19 protein-coding genes are annotated in these 20575 nt (G+C 61.4%); 15 read left to right on the top strand and 4 right to left on the bottom strand.

Annotation, left to right across the window (positions count from 1 at the left end):
* The first annotated feature begins 7 nt into the window (after window positions 1-7).
* The 11 genes from nuoH (at window position 8) to EEQ99_RS13800 (ending at window position 10902) form a co-directional block, all read left to right on the top strand.
* Complete coding sequence (gene nuoH / locus EEQ99_RS13850; RefSeq protein WP_047616518.1) at window positions 8-1051, top strand: NADH-quinone oxidoreductase subunit NuoH; 1044 nt, start codon at window positions 8-10, stop codon at window positions 1049-1051.
* Between the two features lie 40 nt (window positions 1052-1091).
* Complete coding sequence (gene nuoI / locus EEQ99_RS13845) at window positions 1092-1583, top strand: NADH-quinone oxidoreductase subunit NuoI (protein WP_003547385.1); 492 nt, start codon at window positions 1092-1094, stop codon at window positions 1581-1583.
* A gap of 141 nt (window positions 1584-1724) precedes the next feature.
* Entirely contained in the window at window positions 1725-2339 is a 615-nt protein-coding gene (locus EEQ99_RS13840; protein ID WP_047616520.1) for an NADH-quinone oxidoreductase subunit J, read from the top strand.
* A gap of 23 nt (window positions 2340-2362) precedes the next feature.
* On the top strand, window positions 2363-2671 hold the full coding sequence (gene nuoK, locus EEQ99_RS13835; RefSeq protein WP_063474307.1) for an NADH-quinone oxidoreductase subunit NuoK: 309 nt from the start codon (window positions 2363-2365) through the stop codon (window positions 2669-2671).
* A gap of 7 nt (window positions 2672-2678) precedes the next feature.
* Complete coding sequence (gene nuoL / locus EEQ99_RS13830) at window positions 2679-4679, top strand: NADH-quinone oxidoreductase subunit L (RefSeq protein WP_127430621.1); 2001 nt, start codon at window positions 2679-2681, stop codon at window positions 4677-4679.
* The gene (locus EEQ99_RS13825; RefSeq protein ID WP_047616524.1) at window positions 4679-6190 is read left to right on the top strand and encodes an NADH-quinone oxidoreductase subunit M; all 1512 of its coding nucleotides are present in this window, start codon (window positions 4679-4681) and stop codon (window positions 6188-6190) included. Before nuoL ends, EEQ99_RS13825 begins: the two co-directional genes overlap by 1 nt.
* An 18-nt stretch (window positions 6191-6208) precedes the next feature.
* Window positions 6209-7654 carry an NADH-quinone oxidoreductase subunit NuoN gene (gene nuoN, locus EEQ99_RS13820; RefSeq protein ID WP_048338649.1) on the top strand — a complete coding sequence of 482 codons (1446 nt, stop codon included), beginning with the start codon at window positions 6209-6211 and terminating at the stop codon, window positions 7652-7654.
* A complete protein-coding gene (locus tag EEQ99_RS13815) occupies window positions 7654-8418 on the top strand; it encodes a biotin--[acetyl-CoA-carboxylase] ligase (RefSeq protein ID WP_047616527.1) in 765 nt (254 codons plus the stop codon). The genes nuoN and EEQ99_RS13815 overlap by 1 nt, the downstream gene beginning before the upstream one ends.
* Before the next feature lie 17 nt (window positions 8419-8435).
* Window positions 8436-10106 carry a ribonuclease J gene (locus tag EEQ99_RS13810; protein WP_047616529.1) on the top strand — a complete coding sequence of 557 codons (1671 nt, stop codon included), beginning with the start codon at window positions 8436-8438 and terminating at the stop codon, window positions 10104-10106.
* A gap of 2 nt (window positions 10107-10108) precedes the next feature.
* Window positions 10109-10513: a methylmalonyl-CoA epimerase gene (gene mce / locus EEQ99_RS13805; protein ID WP_047616531.1), complete on the top strand. Its 405-nt coding sequence runs from the start codon at window positions 10109-10111 to the stop codon at window positions 10511-10513.
* 113 nt (window positions 10514-10626) lie between these two features.
* Complete coding sequence (locus EEQ99_RS13800; RefSeq protein WP_047616533.1) at window positions 10627-10902, top strand: DUF1467 family protein; 276 nt, start codon at window positions 10627-10629, stop codon at window positions 10900-10902.
* 439 nt (window positions 10903-11341) lie between these two features.
* Here the strand turns inward: EEQ99_RS13800 and EEQ99_RS34610 are convergent, their stop codons facing one another.
* The gene (locus tag EEQ99_RS34610) at window positions 11342-11494 is read right to left on the bottom strand and encodes a hypothetical protein (protein WP_164735936.1); all 153 of its coding nucleotides are present in this window, start codon (window positions 11492-11494) and stop codon (window positions 11342-11344) included.
* Between EEQ99_RS34610 and proS the strand changes: the two genes are divergently transcribed.
* The 3 genes from proS to EEQ99_RS13785 are packed head-to-tail and all read left to right on the top strand — an operon-like array spanning window position 11493 to window position 14833.
* Window positions 11493-12815, top strand: a complete 1323-nt coding sequence (gene proS, locus EEQ99_RS13795) for a proline--tRNA ligase (protein ID WP_127430620.1) — start codon at window positions 11493-11495, stop codon at window positions 12813-12815. The genes EEQ99_RS34610 and proS overlap by 2 nt on opposite strands.
* A gap of 15 nt (window positions 12816-12830) precedes the next feature.
* On the top strand, window positions 12831-14135 hold the full coding sequence (locus EEQ99_RS13790) for a lipoprotein-releasing ABC transporter permease subunit (RefSeq protein ID WP_047616538.1): 1305 nt from the start codon (window positions 12831-12833) through the stop codon (window positions 14133-14135).
* A 14-nt stretch (window positions 14136-14149) separates the two neighbouring features.
* Complete coding sequence (locus EEQ99_RS13785; protein ID WP_047616540.1) at window positions 14150-14833, top strand: ABC transporter ATP-binding protein; 684 nt, start codon at window positions 14150-14152, stop codon at window positions 14831-14833.
* Window positions 14834-14841: 8 nt separating this feature from the next.
* Here the strand turns inward: EEQ99_RS13785 and EEQ99_RS13780 are convergent, their stop codons facing one another.
* Together EEQ99_RS13780 and EEQ99_RS13775 are read right to left on the bottom strand one after the other, a co-directional pair.
* Window positions 14842-15306, bottom strand: coding sequence for a DUF5680 domain-containing protein (locus EEQ99_RS13780; protein WP_047616542.1), 465 nt, complete (start codon window positions 15304-15306; stop codon window positions 14842-14844).
* 83 nt (window positions 15307-15389) lie between these two features.
* Window positions 15390-15674 (bottom strand): hypothetical protein, encoded by a 285-nt coding sequence (locus EEQ99_RS13775; RefSeq protein ID WP_127430619.1) that lies wholly within the window; start codon window positions 15672-15674, stop codon window positions 15390-15392.
* A gap of 133 nt (window positions 15675-15807) precedes the next feature.
* On the opposite strand from EEQ99_RS13775, the gene dnaE reads away from it, so the two are divergent.
* Window positions 15808-19305, top strand: coding sequence for a DNA polymerase III subunit alpha (dnaE, locus tag EEQ99_RS13770; protein ID WP_047616547.1), 3498 nt, complete (start codon window positions 15808-15810; stop codon window positions 19303-19305).
* Window positions 19306-19316: 11 nt separating this feature from the next.
* Here dnaE and EEQ99_RS13765 read toward each other — a convergent pair whose 3' ends face one another.
* A complete protein-coding gene (locus EEQ99_RS13765; RefSeq protein WP_047616549.1) occupies window positions 19317-20573 on the bottom strand; it encodes a L,D-transpeptidase family protein in 1257 nt (418 codons plus the stop codon).
* Window positions 20574-20575: the final 2 nt, after the last annotated feature.

The raw sequence follows: 20575 nt of genomic DNA, 5'->3' as shown, positions 1-20575 counted from the left end.
GGGGACTATGGATTCTTTCTTTTCGACCTATGTCTGGCCGGCGATCATCATGATCGGTCAGTCGCTGCTGCTTCTGGTCTGCCTGCTCGTCTTCATCGCCTATGTGCTGCTCGCCGACCGCAAGATCTGGGCGGCCGTGCAGCTGCGCCGCGGCCCGAACGTCGTCGGTCCTTTCGGCCTGTTCCAGTCCTTCGCCGACCTTCTGAAGTTCGTCTTCAAGGAGCCGATCATTCCGGCCGGCGCCAACAAGGCGGTGTTCCTGCTGGCCCCGCTGGTGACGGTGCTTCTGGCGCTGTCCACCTGGGCGGTGGTGCCGCTGGCCGACGGATGGGTGATCGCCAACATCAATGTCGGCATCCTCTATATTTTCGCCATCTCCTCGCTCGAGGTCTACGGCATCATCATGGGCGGCTGGGCTTCGAACTCGAAGTATCCCTTCCTCGGCGCGCTGCGCTCGGCGGCACAGATGGTCTCCTATGAAGTCTCGATCGGCTTCGTCATCGTCACCGTGCTTCTCTGCGTCGGCTCGCTGAACCTGACCGATATCGTCAATGCCCAGCATACCGGCCTCGGCACCATGCTCGGCCTGCCGTCGTCGTTCCTCGACTGGCACTGGCTGTCGCTCTTCCCGATGTTCATCATCTTCTTCATTTCGGCGCTCGCCGAGACGAACCGTCCGCCCTTCGACCTTCCGGAAGCCGAATCGGAACTCGTCGCCGGCTTCATGGTCGAATACGGCTCCTCGCCATACATGATGTTCATGCTCGGCGAATATGCCGCCGTCGTCCTGATGTGCTCGCTGACGACCATCCTTTTCCTTGGCGGCTGGCTGCCGCCGGTCGATTTCTGGCTCATCAATTGGGTGCCGGGCATCATCTGGTTCATGCTGAAGGCCTGCTTCGTGTTCTTCATGTTCGCGATGGTCAAGGCTTTCGTACCGCGTTACCGCTACGACCAGCTCATGCGCCTCGGCTGGAAGGTCTTCCTGCCGCTGTCGCTCGCCATGGTCGTCATCGTTGCATTCGTGCTGAAACTGACGGGTTGGGCATGATCATGTCCGCTCTCGTTTCCGGCAAAATTGGAGGTTGAAGATGGCAAGCTTGTCCGGCTCCATCAGCTCGCTGTTTCTCAAGGAATTCGTCGGCGCGTTCTTCTTGTCGATGCGCTATTTCTTCCGCCAGAAGGCGACGATCAACTATCCCTTCGAAAAGGGTCCGGTCTCCCCGCGTTTCCGCGGCGAGCATGCGCTGCGCCGTTATCCCAACGGCGAGGAACGCTGCATCGCCTGCAAGCTCTGCGAGGCGATCTGTCCTGCCCAGGCGATCACCATCGAGGCGGGTCCCCGCCGCAATGACGGCACGCGCCGCACGGTGCGTTACGACATCGACATGGTGAAGTGCATCTATTGCGGCTTCTGCCAGGAAGCCTGCCCGGTCGACGCGATCGTCGAAGGCCCGAATTTCGAATTTGCGACGGAAACCCGCGAAGAGCTTTATTTCGACAAGGCGCGGCTTTTGGACAACGGAGACCGGTGGGAGCGCGAAATCGCCCGCAACATCGCGATCGACTCGCCGTACCGCTGATTGAGATTTGAAATGCCGCGATGGAGCAGTTGCTCCGATCGCGGTCAATATGCACAGGAGCTTTGACGGTTCGCGCCGCGCAAAGCTCTATCGGGCAGGGAAACTCCCGGCTGCCCGGGGGAAGATGAAAAAGGCACCAACATGGGTCTGCAGGCTCTATTTTTCTATCTTTTCGCCTTTGTCGCGGTGGCGTCGGCGTTCATGGTCATCTGGGCGAAGAACCCGGTTCACTCGGTTCTGTTCCTGATCCTGGTGTTCTTCAACGCGGCCGGCCTCTTCCTGCTGCTCGGTGCCGAATTCCTGGCGATGATCCTGCTGGTCGTCTATGTCGGCGCCGTCGCCGTGCTCTTCCTCTTCGTGGTGATGATGCTCGATATCGACTTCACCGAACTGAGGGCCGGCGTTCTCGAATATGCGCCGATCGGCGGGCTGATCGGGGTGATCCTGGCGGCCGAGCTGATCGTCGTCATCGGCGGCAGCGTCATCTCGCCTGAGATCGCCAAATCGGTCGCCATGCCGATCCCGGCGCTGACGGAGCGCACCAATACGGCCGCCCTCGGCGACGTGCTCTACACCAACTACGTCTATTTCTTCCAGATCGCCGGTCTGGTGCTGCTGGTGGCCATGATCGGCGCGATCGTGCTGACGCTCAGGCACCGCACCAACATCAAGCGGCAGAATATCCCCAGGCAGGTTGCCCGCACGCCCGCCACCGCCGTCGAGGTGGTGTCGGTCAAGCCCGGGCAGGGCGTCTAAAGGCAGGTCAAGGAACAAAGAACATGGTCATCGGACTTTCCCACTACCTGACGGTCAGCGCCATCCTCTTCACGCTCGGCGTCTTCGGCATCTTCCTCAACCGGAAGAACGTCATCGTCATCCTGATGTCGATCGAACTGATCCTGCTTTCCGTCAACATCAACATGGTCGCCTTCTCCTCCTTCCTGAACGACATCGTCGGCCAGGTCTTCGCGCTGTTCATCCTGACGGTCGCGGCAGCCGAAGCGGCGATCGGTCTTGCAATTCTCGTTGTCTTCTACCGCAACCGCGGCTCGATCGCGGTCGAAGACGTCAATATGATGAAGGGCTGAGTGGCTCATGTTCCTCTATAAGGCTATCGTCTTTCTTCCCTTGATCGGTGCGATCGTCGCCGGCCTCTTCGGCCGCGCCATCGGCGCCAAGGCTTCGGAATATGTCACCAGCGGCCTGATGATCATCGCCGCCATCCTGTCCTGGTTCGTCTTCTTCACCGTCGGCATGGGTCATGCCGAAGGCGGCCCGATCAAGGTCGAGGTGCTGCGCTGGATCCAGTCCGGCGGCATCGACGTCTCCTGGTCGCTGCGCGTGGATACGCTGACCTCGGTCATGCTGATCGTCGTCAACACGGTCTCGACGCTGGTGCATGTCTATTCGATCGGTTACATGCACACCGATCCGCACCGTCCGCGCTTCTTCGCCTATCTCTCGCTCTTCACCTTCGCCATGCTGATGCTGGTGACGGCAGACAACCTTGCCCAGATGTTCTTCGGCTGGGAAGGCGTCGGTCTCGCCTCCTATCTGCTGATCGGCTTCTGGTTCAAGAAGCCGTCGGCGACGGCCGCGGCGATGAAGGCCTTCATCGTCAACCGCGTCGGCGACTTCGGCTTCGTGCTCGGCATTGCCGGCGTCTTCGTGCTGTTCGGCTCGATCAACTTCGACACGATCTTCGCCAATGCCTCGAACTTCGCCCCGCATGAAGGCGGCGGCGAGGCGGGCGAGGTGATCCTCAACCTGTTCGGCATGCAGCTCGACAAGGCGCATGCGCTGACCGGCATCTGCCTGCTGCTGTTCATGGGCGCGATGGGCAAGTCGGCGCAGTTCCTGCTGCACACCTGGCTGCCGGACGCCATGGAAGGCCCGACCCCGGTCTCGGCCCTCATCCATGCCGCCACCATGGTCACCGCCGGCGTCTTTCTCGTCGCCCGCATGTCGCCGCTGTTCGAACTGTCACCGGATGCGCTTGTCGTCGTCACCGTGATCGGCGCGATCACCGCCTTCTTCGCGGCGACCGTGGGCCTGGTGCAAAACGACATCAAGCGCGTCATCGCCTATTCCACCTGCTCGCAGCTCGGCTACATGTTCGTGGCGCTCGGGGTAGGGGCCTATGGCGCGGCGATCTTCCATCTCTTCACCCACGCCTTCTTCAAGGCGCTGCTCTTCCTCTGCGCCGGCTCGGTCATCCATGCCGTGGATGGCGAACAGGACATGCGCTACATGGGCGGCCTGTATCCGCACATAAAGGTGACGTTCTGGATGATGTTCATCGGCACGCTGGCGATCACCGGCGTCGGTATTCCCTTCACGCCGGTCGGCCTTGCCGGCTTCTTCTCCAAGGACGTGATCATCGAGGCGACCTATGCATCGCATTCGCCGGTCTCGGGCTTTGCCTTCTCGCTGCTGGTCATCGCGGCTCTGTTTACGAGCTTCTATTCCTGGCGCCTGATCTTCATGACCTTCTTCGGCAAGCCGCGCGCCTCGCACGAGGTCATGCATCACGTCCACGAGTCGCCGCAGGTCATGCTGGTGCCGCTCTATCTGCTGGCGATCGGCGCGGTGCTTGCGGGCTACTTCTTCGAAGGCCGGTTCTACGGTGAGGAATATGCCGAGTTCTGGAAGGGCGCGCTCTTTACCGGCGCCGAGAACGAACTGGTCGAAGAGTTCCACCATGTGCCGGCGCTGGTGGGCTTGAGCCCCTTCATCGCCATGGTGCTCGGCTTCGTCACCGCGTGGTACATGTATATCCGCTCGCCGCAGACGCCGCGCGTCCTCGCCAAGCAGCACCGCGTGCTTTACCAGTTCCTGCTCAACAAGTGGTATTTCGACGAGCTCTACGACTTCCTCTTCGTCCGCACCGCCAAGGCGCTCGGCCGCTTCCTGTGGAAGAAGGGTGATGTCGGTGTCATCGACACCTACGGCCCGAACGGCGTCGCCGCCCGCGTCGTCGCCGTCACCGATCGCGTCGTCCGCCTGCAGACCGGTTACCTCTATCACTACGCCTTCGCCATGCTGATCGGCATTGCGGCGCTCGTTACCTGGATGATGCTCGGGAGTTCCTTCTGATGACCGATTGGCCTATTCTTTCAACGGTCACCTTCCTGCCGCTCGTCGGCGTGGTGCTCCTGCTATTGATGAACGGCGAGAGCGAAACCGGCCGGAAGAACGTGCTGTGGATCTCGCTCATCACCACCGTCTTCACCTTCGTCGTCTCGCTCTTGATCTGGACCGGCTTCGACAATGCTAATCCGGGCTTCCAGATGGTCGAGAAGCATAACTGGCTCGGCACCGGCATCGGCTACCACGTCGGCGTCGACGGCATCTCGATGCTGTTCGTCATCCTGTCGACCTTCCTCATGCCCTTCTGCGTGCTGGCGAGCTGGCTCTCGATCGAGAAGCGCCTGAAGGAATATATGATCGCCTTCCTCATCCTGGAAACGATGATGGTCGGCGTCTTCGTCTCGCTCGATATCGTGCTGTTCTACGTCTTCTTCGAAGCGGGCCTCATTCCGATGTTCCTGATCATCGGCGTGTGGGGCGGCAAGGACCGCGTCTATGCGAGCTACAAGTTCTTCCTCTATACGCTGCTCGGCTCGGTGCTGATGCTGCTCGCCATCATGGCGATGTATTGGCAGGCCGGCACGACCGACATCACCGCGCTGCTCGCCTACAAGTTCCCGCCGGCGCTGCAGACCTGGTTATGGCTTGCCTTCTTCGCCTCCTTCGCGGTGAAGATGCCGATGTGGCCGGTCCATACCTGGCTTCCCGATGCCCACGTTCAGGCACCGACGGCAGGCTCGGTGATCCTGGCCGGCGTGCTCCTGAAGCTCGGCGGCTACGGTCTTATCCGCTTCTCGCTCGGCATGTTCCCGGTCGCCTCCGATTATTTCGCGCCGCTCGTCTTCGCCATGTCGGTGATTGCCATCATCTATACCTCGCTGGTGGCGATGATGCAGGACGACATCAAGAAGCTGATCGCCTATTCCTCCGTGGCCCATATGGGCTACGTGACCATGGGCATCTTTGCGGCCAACATGCAGGGCGTTCAGGGCTCGATCTTCCAGATGCTGTCGCACGGCATCGTCTCCGGCGCGCTCTTCCTCTGCGTCGGCGTCGTCTACGACCGCACCCACACCCGCGAGATCAACGCCTATGGCGGCCTCGTCAACAACATGCCGAAATATGCCGTCGCGATGATGGTCTTCACCATGGCCAATGTCGGGCTTCCCGGCACGTCGGGCTTCATCGGCGAATTCCTGACGCTGATGGGCGTCTTCCGGGTCAACACCTGGGTCGCGCTCTTTGCCGCCACCGGCGTCATCCTCTCGGCTGCCTACGCGCTCTGGCTTTATCGCCGGGTGATCTTCGGCGCGCTGGAGAAGGAGAAGCTGAAGGCGCTGCTCGATCTGTCGCCGCGTGAGCAACTGATCCTTTACCCGCTGGTCGCGCTGACCATCTTCTTCGGCGTTTACCCGGCTCCGGTCTTCGATGCGACGGCCGCCTCGGTGGATCTGCTGGTCAACAACTACACGGCCGCCGTGCACGCAGCGCAGAATGTTGCGCTGTCTATGAAATGATGACGGGACTTATTGGACATGACCGCTGAAACAATTCTCCTCAGTCTGCATCTTTCCGCGCCGGAGCTCATCCTCGCGGTCGGCGCCCTTGTCCTGTTGATGGTCGGCGTCTTCTCAGGCGAGCGGTCGGGCCTTGTCGTCACCGGCCTCGCCATCGTCCTGCTCCTGGCCTCGGGCCTGTGGCTGCTCTTCGTGCCCGCAGAAGGCCTTGCTTATGGCGGCGTCTACATGGCCGACGGCTTCTCCCGCTTCATGAAGCTGGTGGCGCTGATCGGTTCGCTGGTGGCTCTGTTCATGACGATCGGTCACGCCCGCGAGAACCAGCTCGACAAGTTCGAGTTCCCGGTCCTGCTGGTGCTTGCGACCCTCGGCATCCTGCTGATGATCTCGGCCAACGACCTGATCTCGCTCTATCTGGCGCTGGAACTGCAGTCGCTGGCGCTTTATGTCGTCGCCGCGATCAACCGTGACAGCCTGAAGTCGACCGAAGCAGGGCTGAAATATTTCGTCCTCGGCGCGCTGTCCTCCGGCATGCTGCTCTACGGCATGTCGCTGGTCTATGGCTTCACCGGCCACACCCACTTCTCCGAGATCGCCCAGGCGCTGTCGGTCGAGGGTGCGCGTTCGCTCGGCCTCATCTTCGGCCTGGTCTTCATCCTCGCCGGCATCGCCTTCAAGATTTCGGCCGTTCCCTTCCACATGTGGACGCCCGACGTGTATGAAGGCGCGCCGACGCCGGTGACCGCCTTCCTTGCCGCAGCCCCCAAGGTTGCCGCCATGGCGATGATGACCCGTATCGTCATCACCGCCTTCCAGCCGGTTCTGGCGGACTGGCAGCAGGTCGTCGTCTTCATCTCGATCGCCTCGATGCTGCTCGGCTCGTTTGCCGCCATCGGCCAGAAGAACATCAAGCGACTGATGGCCTATTCCTCGATCGGTCACATGGGTTATGCGCTGGTCGGCCTTGCCGCCGGCAACCAGACCGGCGTCACCGGTGTCATGCTTTACATGGTCATCTACATGGTCATGACGCTCGGCACCTTCGCGATCATCATGTCGATGCGCCGCAAGGACGGCACCGTCGTCGAGAATGTCGACGATCTCGCCGGCCTTTCCACAACGAACCCGTTCATGGCCGTGGTGCTGACGGCGCTGATGTTCTCGCTCGCCGGCATCCCGCCGCTCGCCGGCTTCTTCGCCAAGTACTTCGTCTTCGTCGCCGCCATCGAAGCCAAGCTCTATGCGCTTGCCATCATCGGCGTTCTCGCCTCGGTCGTCGGCGCGTACTACTATCTGCGGGTCATCAAGCTGATGTGGTTCGATGAAGCGACTGGCGAATTCGCCCGTGTCTCCGGTGCGCTGCGTCTGGTCTTCGGTCTCTCCGGCCTGTTCGTCACCGTCTATGTCCTCATCGGCGGTCCGATCGGTGGCGCGGCAGAGCTTGCCGCCGCGACGCTCTTTTGATGGCTTCCGACGGGCGGCGCCGGATATCGCTCGGCGATTTCAGGCACGAGGCTCTGTCGGAGACATCGTCCACCAACAGCGAATGCCTCGCCCGGGCCCGGGCGGGCGACGGCGGCAATCTCTGGGTGACCGCCGAAAGGCAGACCGGCGGCCGCGGCCGCCGCGGCAGGCTCTGGGTTTCCGAACGCGGCAATCTCTACGCTTCGCTTCTGCTGATCGACCCGGCGCCGATGGAGCGCCTGAGTTCTCTGCCGCTGGCCGTTGCCGTTGCCGTACACCAGGCGATCCGCATGGTGCTGCCTCCGGGCGCCGAGCCGCTCGAGGTCAAATGGCCGAACGATATTCTTATCGGCCGAAAGAAGACCTGCGGCATCCTCGTCGAAGGCGAGAGGCTGCCGGACGGCCGTTACGCGCTGATTGTCGGCATCGGCATCAATGTCTCGGTGATGCCGGATAATCCGCTCTACCCCGTCACCTGCCTGCGTCAGCAGGGAAGTGCGGCCTCTCCGGAGGAACTCTTCGCCCATCTCTTCGCCGCAATGGCTGAGGTGCTTGATCTATGGGACGAGGGCCGCGGCATCTGCGAGATCACGGCGCTCTGGCGCGCCATCGCCTGCGGCATCGGCGAAAAGATTACGGTGAATTTGCCGGACCGATCGATTTCCGGACAATTCGCCGGAATTGATGATAATGGCTTGTTGATGCTCGATACCGGCGCTGGCAGGATAGTGCCCATTGCCGCCGGTGATGTGTTTTTTGGATAGCGGAACAAACGAAAATTATGGCGAAACAGGACGAACTGGTATTCCTGCCTCTGGGCGGCGTTGGCGAGATTGGCATGAATCTCGCTCTTTATGGCTACGGCCCGCCCGAGCATCGCCAGTGGATCATGGTCGATTGCGGCGTCACCTTTCCCGGGCCTGACCTGCCGGGCGTCGACCTCGTGCTGCCCGATATCCGCTTCCTCGCCAGCGAGCGGAAGAACCTCAAGGCGATCATCATCACCCACGCGCATGAAGACCATTACGGCGCGCTGGCCGATCTCTGGCCCGGCCTCAATGTGCCGGTCTATGCGTCGGGCTTTACCGCGGGTCTGCTCGAAGCCAAGCGCAATTTCGAGAAGGCGACGATCGGCGAAGTGCCGGTGACGCCGTTCAAGGCGGGCGATACGATCAATGTCGGCCCCTTCAGCATCGAAGGCGTTGCCGTCAACCATTCGATCCCCGAACCGATGTCGCTGATGATCCGCACGCCGGTCGGCAATGTCATCCATACCGGCGACTGGAAGATCGACCACGAGCCTTCACTCGGGCCGCTGACCGACGAGACACGTTTCCGCCAACTCGGCGACGAGGGCGTGCTGGCGCTGATGTGCGATTCCACCAATGCGCTGCGAGACGGTGTTTCGCCCTCCGAGAAGGATGTGTCCGAAAGTCTGCGCAAGATCATCGAGAATGCCGAGGGCAGGGTGGCGATCACCACCTTCTCGTCGAATGTCGGGCGCATCCGTACCGTTGCCGAGGCCGCCGAGGCGGCCGGCCGCGAAGTGCTGCTGCTCGGCAGTTCGCTGAAGCGCGTCGTCGATGTCGCCCAGGATATCGGCCTGATGGAAGGCGTGAAGCCCTTCATCTCCGAGGAGGAATACGGTTATATCCCGCGCGACAAGGTCGTCGTCATCCTGACCGGCAGCCAGGGCGAGGCGCGGGCAGCCCTTGCCAAGCTCTCCCGCGACGAGATGCGCAATGTGGCCTTTGCGGCAGGCGATATCGTCGTCTTTTCCTCGCGCGCCATTCCCGGCAACGAGAAGGCGATCCAGGACATCAAGAACGGCCTCGTCGAGCAGGGCGTGCACATCATCACCGATACCGAGGCGCTGGTCCACGTGTCCGGCCATCCCCGCCGCAACGAGTTGCAGCGGATGTATGAGTGGACGCGGCCGAAGATCGTCGTGCCGGTGCATGGCGAGGCGACGCATCTGACGGCGCACAAGGAATTGGCCGAGCAATCCGGGATCGCGATCGTGCCGCGGGTGCGCAACGGCGATATCCTGCGACTGGCGCCCGGTCCCGTCGAGGTGATCGGCGAAGCGCCGCATGGCCGCATCTATAAGGACGGCACGCTGATCGGCGATTTCGACGAGATGGGCATCGGCGAGCGCAAGAAGCTCTCCTATGTCGGCCATGTCGCCGTCAACGTCGTGCTCGACGCCCGCTATGACATCGTCGGCGATCCCGATCTCGTGTCGATCGGCCTGCCGGTCTATGACGACGAGGGCGAGGAGATGGAAGATACGCTGTTCGACGCGGCGGTCAGCGCCATCGAAAGCATTCCGCGCGCCCGCCGCAAGGATATCGACATGCTGCAGGAGGCCGTGCGCCGCGCCATCCGCTCGGCCGCCAATCACGCCTGGGGTAAGAAGCCCGTCGTCACCGCCTTCGTCACCAAGGTCTGATCATGCTCGGCCGGGTCAACCATATCGCCATCGCCGTTCCCGATCTGGCAGTGGCGACGGCCGCCTATCGCGACACGCTAGGGGCTGCGGTATCGCAGCCGCAGGCTCTGCCGGAGCACGGCGTCACCGTCGTCTTCGTCGAACTGCCGAACACCAAGGTCGAATTGTTGCAGCCGCTGGGTGACACTTCGCCGATCGCAGCCTTCCTCGAAAAGAACCCGTCCGGCGGCATGCACCACATCTGCTACGAGGTGGACGATATTCTTCTCGCCCGTGACCGGCTGGTCGAGGCGGGTGCCAGAGTGCTCGGCGATATCAAGCCGAAGACCGGCGCGCATGGCAAGCCGGTGCTCTTTCTGCATCCCAAGGATTTCTTTGGCACGCTGATCGAACTCGAACAGGCCTGACTCCTGCTGCGGCAGAGTGACCCGAAGGCGACTAAACGCTTCGTTCGCTTTGAGTTGGTCGCCATTCCGCCGTATAAGGACGCGATATCAGCGCGACATCAACGGGACCGATAATGCTCGAGATCTTTCTTCAGGGATTTGCCGTCTACTTCATCATCTGGTGGATGACGCTTTTCGCCGTTCTGCCGATCGGTCTGCGCACCCAGGCGGAAGATAATGATGTGGTGCTCGGCACCGTTCCGAGTGCGCCCGCCCGGTTTCGCGCCGCTTTCGTCTTTTCGCTGACGACGCTGATTTCGGCTGTGATCTACGGCCTCTGGTACGTTTGCGACACCTATTTCGGTTGGGGCTTCGACGCCCTGCCGCAACTCGGTCCCAGCTTCTATTGAAGTGTGGCTTTTGCTCAAACTTTGAGCATATGCAAATCTATTGAAAAGCGAATTTCGTCATACCGGCGTCATGCTGTTGCGGCACAGAGCTGACGTAACGGAATGAGGATCATCCCCTACGGAAGCTGCGGGTTTCGTGGATGAGGTGGGGAGCCGAAAAGCCAAAAAAAAACAAGGCTAGAAGCCTTGTTTTAAGTATCGCGTGATCTGTAACCGTTGCCGGGGCTGCGACGAGCGCGCCTAAGATCTGATCCTCCCAAGACTTGACCGCGAATTCGGCAAGAATTTATCCTTCCTGCCTGTTTTGTGAGCTAAAGCTAGCTCAAACATTGGGCTTTGTCATCAGCTTTTTTTGCATTTTTGCTACACTCTAGCAAAATTTTTCTGTTGACAAGATTTTCGTTCAAGTCCTTATAAACACGCGCTTTTTCTGGCCCGTTCATTTTGCGGGTGCGAACATGCGCTTCCGGGAGGTTGCCAACATCCGTTGCGGGTTTCCTTCCTGCCGCGAAGCGGCTATGAACGCTCCCACATCAACAATTGCCTTCGATTCCGCTTGCTGCGGGATCTCAACTGCTTCGGAATCCGCCATGCGTCTGTCTCGCTTTTTCATGCCCATCCTCAAGGAAAATCCCAAGGAGGCGGAAATCGTCTCCCACCGGCTGATGCTGCGCGCCGGCATGATCCGTCAGCAGTCGCAGGGCATCTATTCCTGGCTGCCGCTCGGCAAGCGCGTGCTCGACAAGGTCAACGCCATTATCCGCGACGAGCAGAACCGCGCGGGCGCCATCGAGCTGTCGATGCCGACGCTGCAATCGGCCGAACTCTGGCAGGAAAGCGGCCGCTATGACGCCTACGGCAAGGAGATGCTGCGCATCAAGGACCGCCAGGATCGGCCGATGCTTTACGGCCCCACCAACGAGGAGATGGTAACGGATATTTTCCGCTCTTCCGTCAAATCCTACAAGGACCTGCCGCTCAATCTCTATCACATCCAGCTGAAATTCCGCGACGAGATCCGTCCGCGCTTCGGCACCATGCGCTCGCGCGAATTCATGATGAAGGACGCCTATTCCTTCGATCTGACGCGCGAAGGGGCGGAGCATTCCTACAATAAGATGTTCGCCGCCTATCTCAGAACCTTCGATCGGTTGGGCCTGCGCGCCATTCCGATGCGCGCCGACACCGGCCCGATCGGCGGCAATCTCAGCCATGAGTTCATCATCCTCGCCGACACCGGCGAATCCGAAGTCTTCTGCCACAAGGATTTCGTCGGTTTCGATATTCCCGGCGAACAGACCGATTTCGACAGCGTCGAGGGCCTGCAGGCGATCTTCGACAAGTGGACCTCGCTCTATGCGGCGACCTCGGAAATGCACGATGAGGCGGCTTTCAACGCCGTTCCCGAAGGCGACCGGCTTTCGGCGCGTGGTATCGAGGTCGGCCACATCTTCTATTTCGGCACCAAATATTCCGAGCCGATGGGCGCAAAAGTGCAGGGACCGGACGGCAAGGAACACTTCGTCCACATGGGTTCCTATGGTATCGGGCCGACACGCCTTGTTCCCGCCATCATCGAAGCATCGCATGACGACAACGGAATCATCTGGCCGGCATCGGTCGCGCCCTTCGATGTCGTGGTGATCAACATGAAGGCGGGCGATCAGGCCTGCGACGATACCTGCGAGCTGATCTATGCCGCGCTGAGCAAGGCCGGCAAGGATGTGCTCTACGACGATACCGACGATCGGGCCGGTACGAAATTCGCGACCGCCGACCTGATCGGCGTGCCCGTCCAGATCATCGCCGGCCCGCGCGCGGTCGCCAACGGCGAAGTTGAAGTGAAGGACCGCAAGACCGGCGCCCGCGAAACGATGACCATCGAAGCGGCGATCAACCGGTTCGTGGCTTAAGGAAACGGAGGCGAAATGGCAGAGGCAGCAGTGGACCGGAGTTCAAAATCCGGCTTGGGTCCGGCTGGCAAGCCATTTTCCACCTTCGAACGCCTCGTGGCGTGGCGTTATCTGCGCGCCCGCCGCAAGGAGGCCTTCATCTCGGTAATCGCCGGCTTCTCCTTCGTCGGCATCATGCTGGGCGTTGCGACGTTGATCATCGTCATGGCCGTTATGAACGGCTTCCGCACCGAGCTCGTTTCGCGCATTCTCGGCATTAACGGCCACATGATCGTCCAGCCGGTCGACGGCCCCTTCACCGATTATCCCGCTCTCAGCGGCAAGCTCGCCGCCGTACCCGGCGTCAAGATGGCGCTGCCCTTGGTGGAGGGCCAGGTGCTCGCTTCCGCCCAGGCCGGTGGCAGCACCGGCGCGCTGGTGCGCGGCGCCCGCGCCGACGACCTGACCAAGCTCAAGACGATCTCCGACAACATCAAATCCGGCGATATGGTCGGCTATGCCTCCGGCGACGGTGTGCTGATCGGCACCCGCATGGCCGACCAGCTCGGTCTGCGCGTCGGCGATCTCATTACGCTGACGTCGCCAGATGGTGACATCACGCCGATGGGCGTCAGCCCGCGCATCAAGTCCTACAAGATCTCAGGCCTCTTCGAGATCGGCATGTCGGAATATGACTCCTCGATCATCTTCATGCCGCTCGAGGAAGCGCAGCTCTATTTCAACGCCGAGGGGCTGGTGCAGTCGATCGAGCTCTTCGTCGACAATCCGGACGATATCGACGATCTCAGGCCCAAGGTGGAGGAGGCGGCCGGCCGCCAGATCGCCATTACCGACTGGCGCCAGCGCAACCAGACCTTCTTCTCCGCACTCCAGGTCGAGCGCAACGTCATGTTCATGATCTTGACGCTGATCGTGCTTGTCGCGGCGCTGAATATCATTTCCGGCCTCATCATGCTGGTGAAGGACAAGGGCAGCGATATCGCCATTCTGCGCACCATGGGCGCCACCGCCGGTGCGATCATGCGCATCTTCTTCATGACCGGGGCAGCGATCGGCATCGTCGGCACTATTGCCGGCGTTCTGCTCGGCGTTCTCGTCTGCGTCAACATCGAATCTGTCCGCCAGTTCTTCTCCTGGATATCAGGCACCGTACTCTTCAATCCGCAGGTCTATTTCCTCAGCCAGCTGCCGGCCGAAATGGATCTCAGCGAAACGATCTCGATCGTCGTCATGGCGCTGACGCTGTCCTTCATTGCGACCATTTTCCCCGCCTGGCGTGCTTCAAAGCTCGATCCGGTGCAGGCCCTGCGCTACGAATAAGGAATGCCGCCTTCATGAAACGCAACGTCGTTCTCAAGCTTACCGGCGTCGAGCGCCATTACGGGCAGGGCGATACGCTGCTCCCGATCCTGAAGGGCGCAGATTTTTCGATATCGAAAGGCGAAATCGTCGCTCTCGTCGCCCCTTCCGGCACCGGCAAATCGACGCTGCTGCATGTCGCCGGCCTCCTGGAGCATCCGGACGGCGGTGAAGTCAACATCAATGGCCATGCCTGTGACGGCCTGAGCGACGATAAACGTACCGCGATCCGCCGCAGCGAAATCGGGTTCGTCTACCAGTTCCACCACCTGCTGCCGGAATTCTCGGCGCTCGAAAACATCATGATGCCGCAGCTGATCGCCGGGCTTTCCTGGAAGGAAGCCGGAGAGCGGGCCGGCCAGCTTCTCGATTATATGCGCATCGGCCATCGTGGTTCGCACCGCCCGGGCGAGCTTTCCGGAGGCGAGCAGCAGCGCGTTGCGATCGCCCGCGCCGTCGCCAATGCGCCGACCCTGCTTCTTGCCGATGAGCCGACCGGCAATCTCGACCCGGAAACGGCAAGCTACGTCTTCGACGCGCTGGAAGCGCTGGTGCGCCAGTCCGGCCTTGCCGCCCTGATCGCCACCCACAATCACGAGCTTGCCCGCCGCATGGATCGGCGCGTCACGATCTCCGACGGCAAGATCGTTGATTTCTGAGGCTGTGCTCAGGGGATGACCAGCCCGCCGCGATAATCGAGCGCATAGGCCTTCTGGCCGTCGACCATGATGCGTTCATGGCCGGTGAACCGCGCACAGCCGCCTTCGCTGCTATCGATATAGCGGCCGAACGGATGATCGAATTCCATGCCGTCCAGAAACCGGCCCTCTCGATACATCGCCGAAAGTGCAGCCTTGATCACCGCTCCGGCTGCTGTGCCGTCGATGAGCTCAGGCGCAATGACGCAGCCGAAATAATTCATCGCCCAGGCGGGCTCTCCGGCAAACCACACCACTTCCTGCCCGGCGAAATCGGTGCCGCCGAAATAGCTGTCGAGATAGCGCCAGTCACCGCGTTCGTAACCGATATCGTGGGAACCCGGCCGGCACGGCGCGCGCGGCACGCCGCCCCCGACATAGGTCGCAGCCTTCGCCTCCACGATGAATTCATTCAGCATCGCAATGTCGAGCATGTCGTTCTCCCTTCGGCCCGATGCTGGCAAATAGGTCGCGACATGTAAAGAACAAAAAGAGAACTTCTGGTGGAATAAGCGCATCACTTTGAGGGGAAGGCGGCCGCCCGAACACGATGTCTGGTCTGTGGGGGCGGGGCAAGGGCATGGCGGCCCCAGATCACAACAAGTGCCAGTTCGTGCGATTCGCCGCGCGCATCCGGGATTTTCCACACGCAAGAAAGAAGGAAAAGATTCCTGTTGACAACGGAACATACATGGAACAAATTGAAAACATAACGAGTAAAGGAGAGCCCGATGACTGACATGATCCGTGATATCGCAGCATTCACCTCCATCGCAATGTTCGTTGCCAGCTTCTCGCTCATCGTGATGGCGATCTAAAGTTTTCAGGGGACCGCATGGCAATCATGCGGTCCGGAGGTGGGACTTCTTCTGGACATCATCGCCCTCTATGCCGACAATGCGTCCGATTCATTCGGGTGATTGGGAAGGCATGTCATGGCGGACACGGCAAAGGGTTCAACGGGTGAGGCGACCGGCGGCACGCCGGGTTTCATCCACCTGAGGGTCCATTCCGCCTATTCGCTTCTCGAGGGCGCTCTGCCGCTGAAGAAGATCCTCTACAAGGCGACCGGCGACAGCCAGCCGGCGATTGCGATCACCGACACCAACAATCTGTTCGTCGCCCTCGAATTCTCCCAGAAGGCGATGGACGAGGGCCTGCAGCCGATCATCGGCTGTCAGGTCTCGATCGACATGGGAGATGGGTTGGAAACGGAAAAGCGCGGCGGCCAGCAAGCCCTGGTCAAGCTGCCGTCGATCGTTCTTCTCGCCGCGACCGATGCCGGCTACGAACGGCTCGTCGATCTCGTCAGCCGGGCCTATCTCGGCGGCGAAAGCAACCAGGCCGTTCATATCAAAGCCTCCTGGTTGGAAGAGGCCGGCACGGAAGGGCTGATCGCATTGACCGGCGCCCCGACCGGCCCGGTCGACATCGCGATCAGGGAAGGACATCCCGCCCAGGCGGAGGCCCGGCTGCTCTTGCTGAAGCGTCTCTTCGGCGACAGGCTCTATGTCGAGCTGCAGCGCCACGGCACCTACGACAAGCGGCACGAGCAGAAGATTGTCGGGCTTGCCTATGCCCACGACCTGCCGCTGGTTGCGACCAACGAGGCCTTCTTTCCGACGCGCGACGATTACGATGCCCATGATGCGCTGATGGCGGTCGCGCACAACGCCATCGTCTCCGACGACAGCCGCTTTCGCCTGACGCCCGATCACTACCTGAAGAGCCGGGCCGAGATGGCCAAGCTCTTCGCCGACCTGCCGGAAGCGCTCGAAAATACCATCGAGATCGCCAGGCGCTGCTCCTTCGTGCTGAAGACCAGAAAGCCGATCCTGCCGCGTTTCACCGGTGCGACCGACGATGCCGAGGAGGCCGAACGCGCCGAGGCGAGCGAGCTGCGCCGCCAGGCGGTCGAAGGGCTGGACATGCGGCTTGCAACGCTCGGCATGTCGCCGGGTTACGAGGAGAAGGATTATCGCGAGCGGCTGGATTTCGAGCTCAGCGTTATCGAACGCATGCGGTTTCCCGGCTACTTCCTGATCGTTGCCGACTTCATCAAATGGGCCAAGCAGCATGACATTCCCGTCGGTCCCGGCCGCGGCTCGGGCGCCGGTTCGCTGGTCGCCTATGCCTTGACGATCACCGACGTCGATCCCTTGCGTTTTTCGCTGCTCTTCGAGCGCTTCCTCAATCCCGAACGCGTCTCGATGCCGGACTTCGACATCGACTTCTGCCAGGACCGCCGCGAAGAGGTGATCCGCTACGTCCAGGCCAAGTATGGCCGCGAGCAGGTGGCGCAGATCATCACCTTCGGTTCGCTGCAGGCGCGCGCCGCCCTTCGCGACGTCGGCCGCGTGCTGGAAATGCCTTACGGCCAGGTCGACAAGATCTGCAAACTGGTGCCGAACAACCCGGCCAATCCGACCCCGCTGTCCAAAGCGATCGAAGAGGAGCCGAAGCTGCAGGAGGAGGCGGCTAAGGAACCGGTTGTCGCGCGCCTGCTCGATATCGCCCAGAAGATCGAGGGACTTTACCGCCACGCCTCGACCCATGCCGCCGGCATCGTCATCGGCGACCGCCCGCTTTCCAAGCTGGTGCCGATGTATCGCGATCCGCGCTCCGATATGCCGGTCACCCAGTTCAACATGAAATGGGTCGAGCAGGCCGGCCTGGTCAAGTTCGACTTCCTCGGTCTGAAGACGCTGACGGTGCTGAAGGTCGCTGTCGATTTCGTCGCCAAGCTCGGCATCAAGGTCGATCTCGCGGCCATTCCTCTCGACGACAAGAAGACCTACGAGATGCTGTCGCGCGGTGAAACGGTCGGCGTGTTCCAGGTGGAAAGTGCCGGCATGCGCAAGGCGCTGATCGGCATGAAGCCGGACTGCATCGAGGACATCATCGCGCTGGTGGCGCTCTATCGTCCGGGCCCGATGGAGAACATCCCGACCTACAATGCCCGCAAGCACGGTGACGAAGAGCTGGAATCGATCCATCCGATGATCGACCACCTGCTCAAGGAAACGCAAGGCGTCATCGTCTACCAGGAGCAGGTGATGCAGATCGCCCAGGTCCTGTCCGGTTATTCGCTGGGTGAAGCCGACCTTCTGCGCCGCGCCATGGGCAAGAAGATCAAGGCCGAGATGGACCAGCAGCGCGAGCGCTTCGTCGTCGGCGCCGTCAAGAACGGTGTGTCGAAGCCGCAGGCCGACAATATCTTCGAACTGCTGGCGAAGTTCGCCAATTACGGCTTCAACAAGTCGCATGCCGCCGCCTACGCCATCGTCTCCTACCAGACGGCCTACATGAAGGCGCATTATCCGGTCGAATTCCTCGCCGCCTCGATGACGCTCGACATGTCCAATACGGAAAAGGTCAATGATTTCCGCCAGGATGCCAAGCGCCTTGGCATCGAGGTGATCGCACCCTCGGTGCAGACCTCCTTCCGCCATTTCGAAACCGGCGACAACCGCATCTACTACGCGCTCGCCGCCCTCAAAGGCGTCGGCGAATCCGCCGTCGACCATATCGTCGCGGTGCGTGGCGATAAGCCCTTCGCCAGCATCGAGGATTTCTGCCTGCGCATCGATCCGCGCCAGGTCAATCGCCGCGTGCTCGAAAGCCTGATCTATGCCGGCGCCTTCGATTGTTTCGATATGGACCGCGCCCAGCTAGCCGCCGGCCTCGACCGCATCCTCGGTTATGCCCAGCGCGCCCAGGAGAACAAGCTGAGCGGCCAGTCGGACATTTTCGGCAGCACGCTGACCACGGGACCGGAGAAAATCTCGCTGCCGCCGTTCTCGCCCTGGCTCCCCTCGGAGCGGCTGCTGAAGGAATTCCAGGTGTTGGGCTTCTATCTCACGGCCCACCCGCTCGATTCCTACAACAACATCCTGCAGAAGATGCGGGTGCAGACCTTTGCCGAATTTTCCCAAGCGATCAAACAGGGCGCGGCCAATGCCCGGCTTGCCGGCACCGTCATCTCCAAGCAGGAGCGCAAGACCCGCACCGGCAACAAGATGGGCATTATCGTCTTTTCGGATTCTTCCGGCCAGTTCGAAGCGGTGCTGTTTTCGGAAATGCTGAACCAGTATCGCGACGTGCTCGAATCCGGCAAATCCTTCGTGCTGACGGCCACCGGCGAGGAGCGGCCGGAGGGCATCGGCCTGCGCATCCAGACGATTCAGTCGCTGGAGGAAAAGTCGCTGCAGATGCAGAAGGCGCTGCGCGTCTATGTCAGGGATTCCGGGCCGCTCAGGATGGTCGCCGGCCACTTGAACGCCAGGGGCGACGGCCTCGTTTCCTTCATCGTCATCAAGGAGGAGGGCAAACGCGAGGTGGAGGTGGCGCTGCCGGAGAAATACCGCATCACCCCTGAGATCGCCGCCGCCCTTCGCGCCGCCCCCGGCGTTGTCGACGTCGAACTGGTTTGATCAGCCCCGCGTCACCCGCGGGTGATCGTGATGAAATCCGTGCCTTCGCCGGTCTCCCGGCCGAGGCCGGTATCGGAGATCGTCAGTGTCGAGCCGGGCGCGATCAGCGCATCGATCCTGCGGCGGGTCTCGTCGGGGATCGTGATGCGGCTGAGTGAACGGGCGATCGGCTTGCCCGTGACGATCGAGCTTTCCTGATTGGTGATGCCGAGCCGCTTCATCGTCTCGCGGGAGAGATTGTTCTCGAGCGTGATGCCGAGCCAGTCCGCCGTACCGGCCTTTTCATCGACCGCGTGCAGCGTGAAGAAATGTGTGCCGAGCGCCAAGCCCGGATCGGCGATCGTCACCGGCGCTTCGAAGATCGGCTTGAAGGCCTGCCGCACCATGATGACACCATTCGGCGGCGCACCCTTGCCGGTTGCGGCATAGACTTCCTTGAGGAGCGTGTCGGAGACCAGGCTCCTGTCGCCGGCAAATTCCGCCGGCCGCAGCGCCCTGAAATCCTTGATCGCCTGCACGGTCGACGGGCCGAGCAAGCCGTCCGGATCGCCGGCGGAAAAGCCGAGCTGGTTGAGCAGGGTCTGGATGTCGATCACCGTCTCGCGCAGCGTCCGGCGCGTGATCAGCATGCTGATCGGCTCGGACGGCGGTTCGGGTTCGGGTGTTGCGGCCGGCTGTATTGCCGGCATCGGCATCGCAGCCGTGTCGTTCATTGCCACCTGCACTGGTATCCCGGGGCTGTCGGGCATGGAGGGCCGCAGCTCCACATCCGAAAGCAGCGGCATGGCCGCCGGTGCGTCGGGATGGAAAAGGGTCGGGTGGTCGATCGGCTGCGGCACGACTTCGCCGTCGCTGATGATGACGGGAACACCGGGGTCGGTCATGCCATAGAGCATTTTGGCGAAGGCGCCGGGCATACGCACGCAGCCATGCGAGGCTGGATAACGCGGCACCGAATTCGATTCATGCAGCGCGATGCCGGACCAGGTCAGCCGTTGCATGAACGGCATCGGGGCGGCCGAATAGAGATTGGATTCGTGGTATTTCTGCTTCTCGAGCACCGAGAAGATGCCGCTCGGCGTCGTGTGACCGTCCTTGCCGGTCGAGACCTTCGAGGTCGCGACGACCTCGGTGCCATCATAGACCGCAAGCGACTGCTTGTCCTTCGAGACGATGATCTGCAGCGTGCGCGCATCCGCAGCGAGAGCAGGGTGCACGAGTGCGGTGGCCGACAGCAAGCCGAGGCCGAAGACGAGACGCGAGAACATGA

The sequence above is a fragment of the Rhizobium anhuiense genome, assembly GCF_003985145.1.
GTDB classification, from domain to species: domain Bacteria; phylum Pseudomonadota; class Alphaproteobacteria; order Rhizobiales; family Rhizobiaceae; genus Rhizobium; species Rhizobium anhuiense.
This window is presented reverse-complemented; position numbering and strand designations above follow the sequence as displayed.

Bases quoted from the DNA above. Each gene is read 5' to 3' on its own strand.
- nuoH (WP_047616518.1), top strand. From the start codon at position 8: ATGGATTCTTTCTTTTCGACCTATGTCTGGCCGGCGATCATCATGATC.
- nuoI (WP_003547385.1), top strand. From the start codon at position 1,092: ATGGCAAGCTTGTCCGGCTCCATCAGCTCGCTGTTTCTCAAGGAATTC.
- EEQ99_RS13840 (WP_047616520.1), top strand. From the start codon at position 1,725: ATGGGTCTGCAGGCTCTATTTTTCTATCTTTTCGCCTTTGTCGCGGTG.
- nuoK (WP_063474307.1), top strand. From the start codon at position 2,363: ATGGTCATCGGACTTTCCCACTACCTGACGGTCAGCGCCATCCTCTTC.
- nuoL (WP_127430621.1), top strand. From the start codon at position 2,679: ATGTTCCTCTATAAGGCTATCGTCTTTCTTCCCTTGATCGGTGCGATC.
- EEQ99_RS13825 (WP_047616524.1), top strand. From the start codon at position 4,679: ATGACCGATTGGCCTATTCTTTCAACGGTCACCTTCCTGCCGCTCGTC.
- nuoN (WP_048338649.1), top strand. From the start codon at position 6,209: ATGACCGCTGAAACAATTCTCCTCAGTCTGCATCTTTCCGCGCCGGAG.
- EEQ99_RS13815 (WP_047616527.1), top strand. From the start codon at position 7,654: ATGGCTTCCGACGGGCGGCGCCGGATATCGCTCGGCGATTTCAGGCAC.
- EEQ99_RS13810 (WP_047616529.1), top strand. From the start codon at position 8,436: ATGGCGAAACAGGACGAACTGGTATTCCTGCCTCTGGGCGGCGTTGGC.
- mce (WP_047616531.1), top strand. From the start codon at position 10,109: ATGCTCGGCCGGGTCAACCATATCGCCATCGCCGTTCCCGATCTGGCA.
- EEQ99_RS13800 (WP_047616533.1), top strand. From the start codon at position 10,627: ATGCTCGAGATCTTTCTTCAGGGATTTGCCGTCTACTTCATCATCTGG.
- proS (WP_127430620.1), top strand. From the start codon at position 11,493: ATGCGTCTGTCTCGCTTTTTCATGCCCATCCTCAAGGAAAATCCCAAG.
- EEQ99_RS34610 (WP_164735936.1), bottom strand. From the start codon at position 11,494: ATGGCGGATTCCGAAGCAGTTGAGATCCCGCAGCAAGCGGAATCGAAG.
- EEQ99_RS13790 (WP_047616538.1), top strand. From the start codon at position 12,831: ATGGCAGAGGCAGCAGTGGACCGGAGTTCAAAATCCGGCTTGGGTCCG.
- EEQ99_RS13785 (WP_047616540.1), top strand. From the start codon at position 14,150: ATGAAACGCAACGTCGTTCTCAAGCTTACCGGCGTCGAGCGCCATTAC.
- EEQ99_RS13780 (WP_047616542.1), bottom strand. From the start codon at position 15,306: ATGCTCGACATTGCGATGCTGAATGAATTCATCGTGGAGGCGAAGGCT.
- EEQ99_RS13775 (WP_127430619.1), bottom strand. From the start codon at position 15,674: ATGAGCGAGAAGCTGGCAACGAACATTGCGATGGAGGTGAATGCTGCG.
- dnaE (WP_047616547.1), top strand. From the start codon at position 15,808: ATGGCGGACACGGCAAAGGGTTCAACGGGTGAGGCGACCGGCGGCACG.
- EEQ99_RS13765 (WP_047616549.1), bottom strand. From the start codon at position 20,573: ATGTTCTCGCGTCTCGTCTTCGGCCTCGGCTTGCTGTCGGCCACCGCA.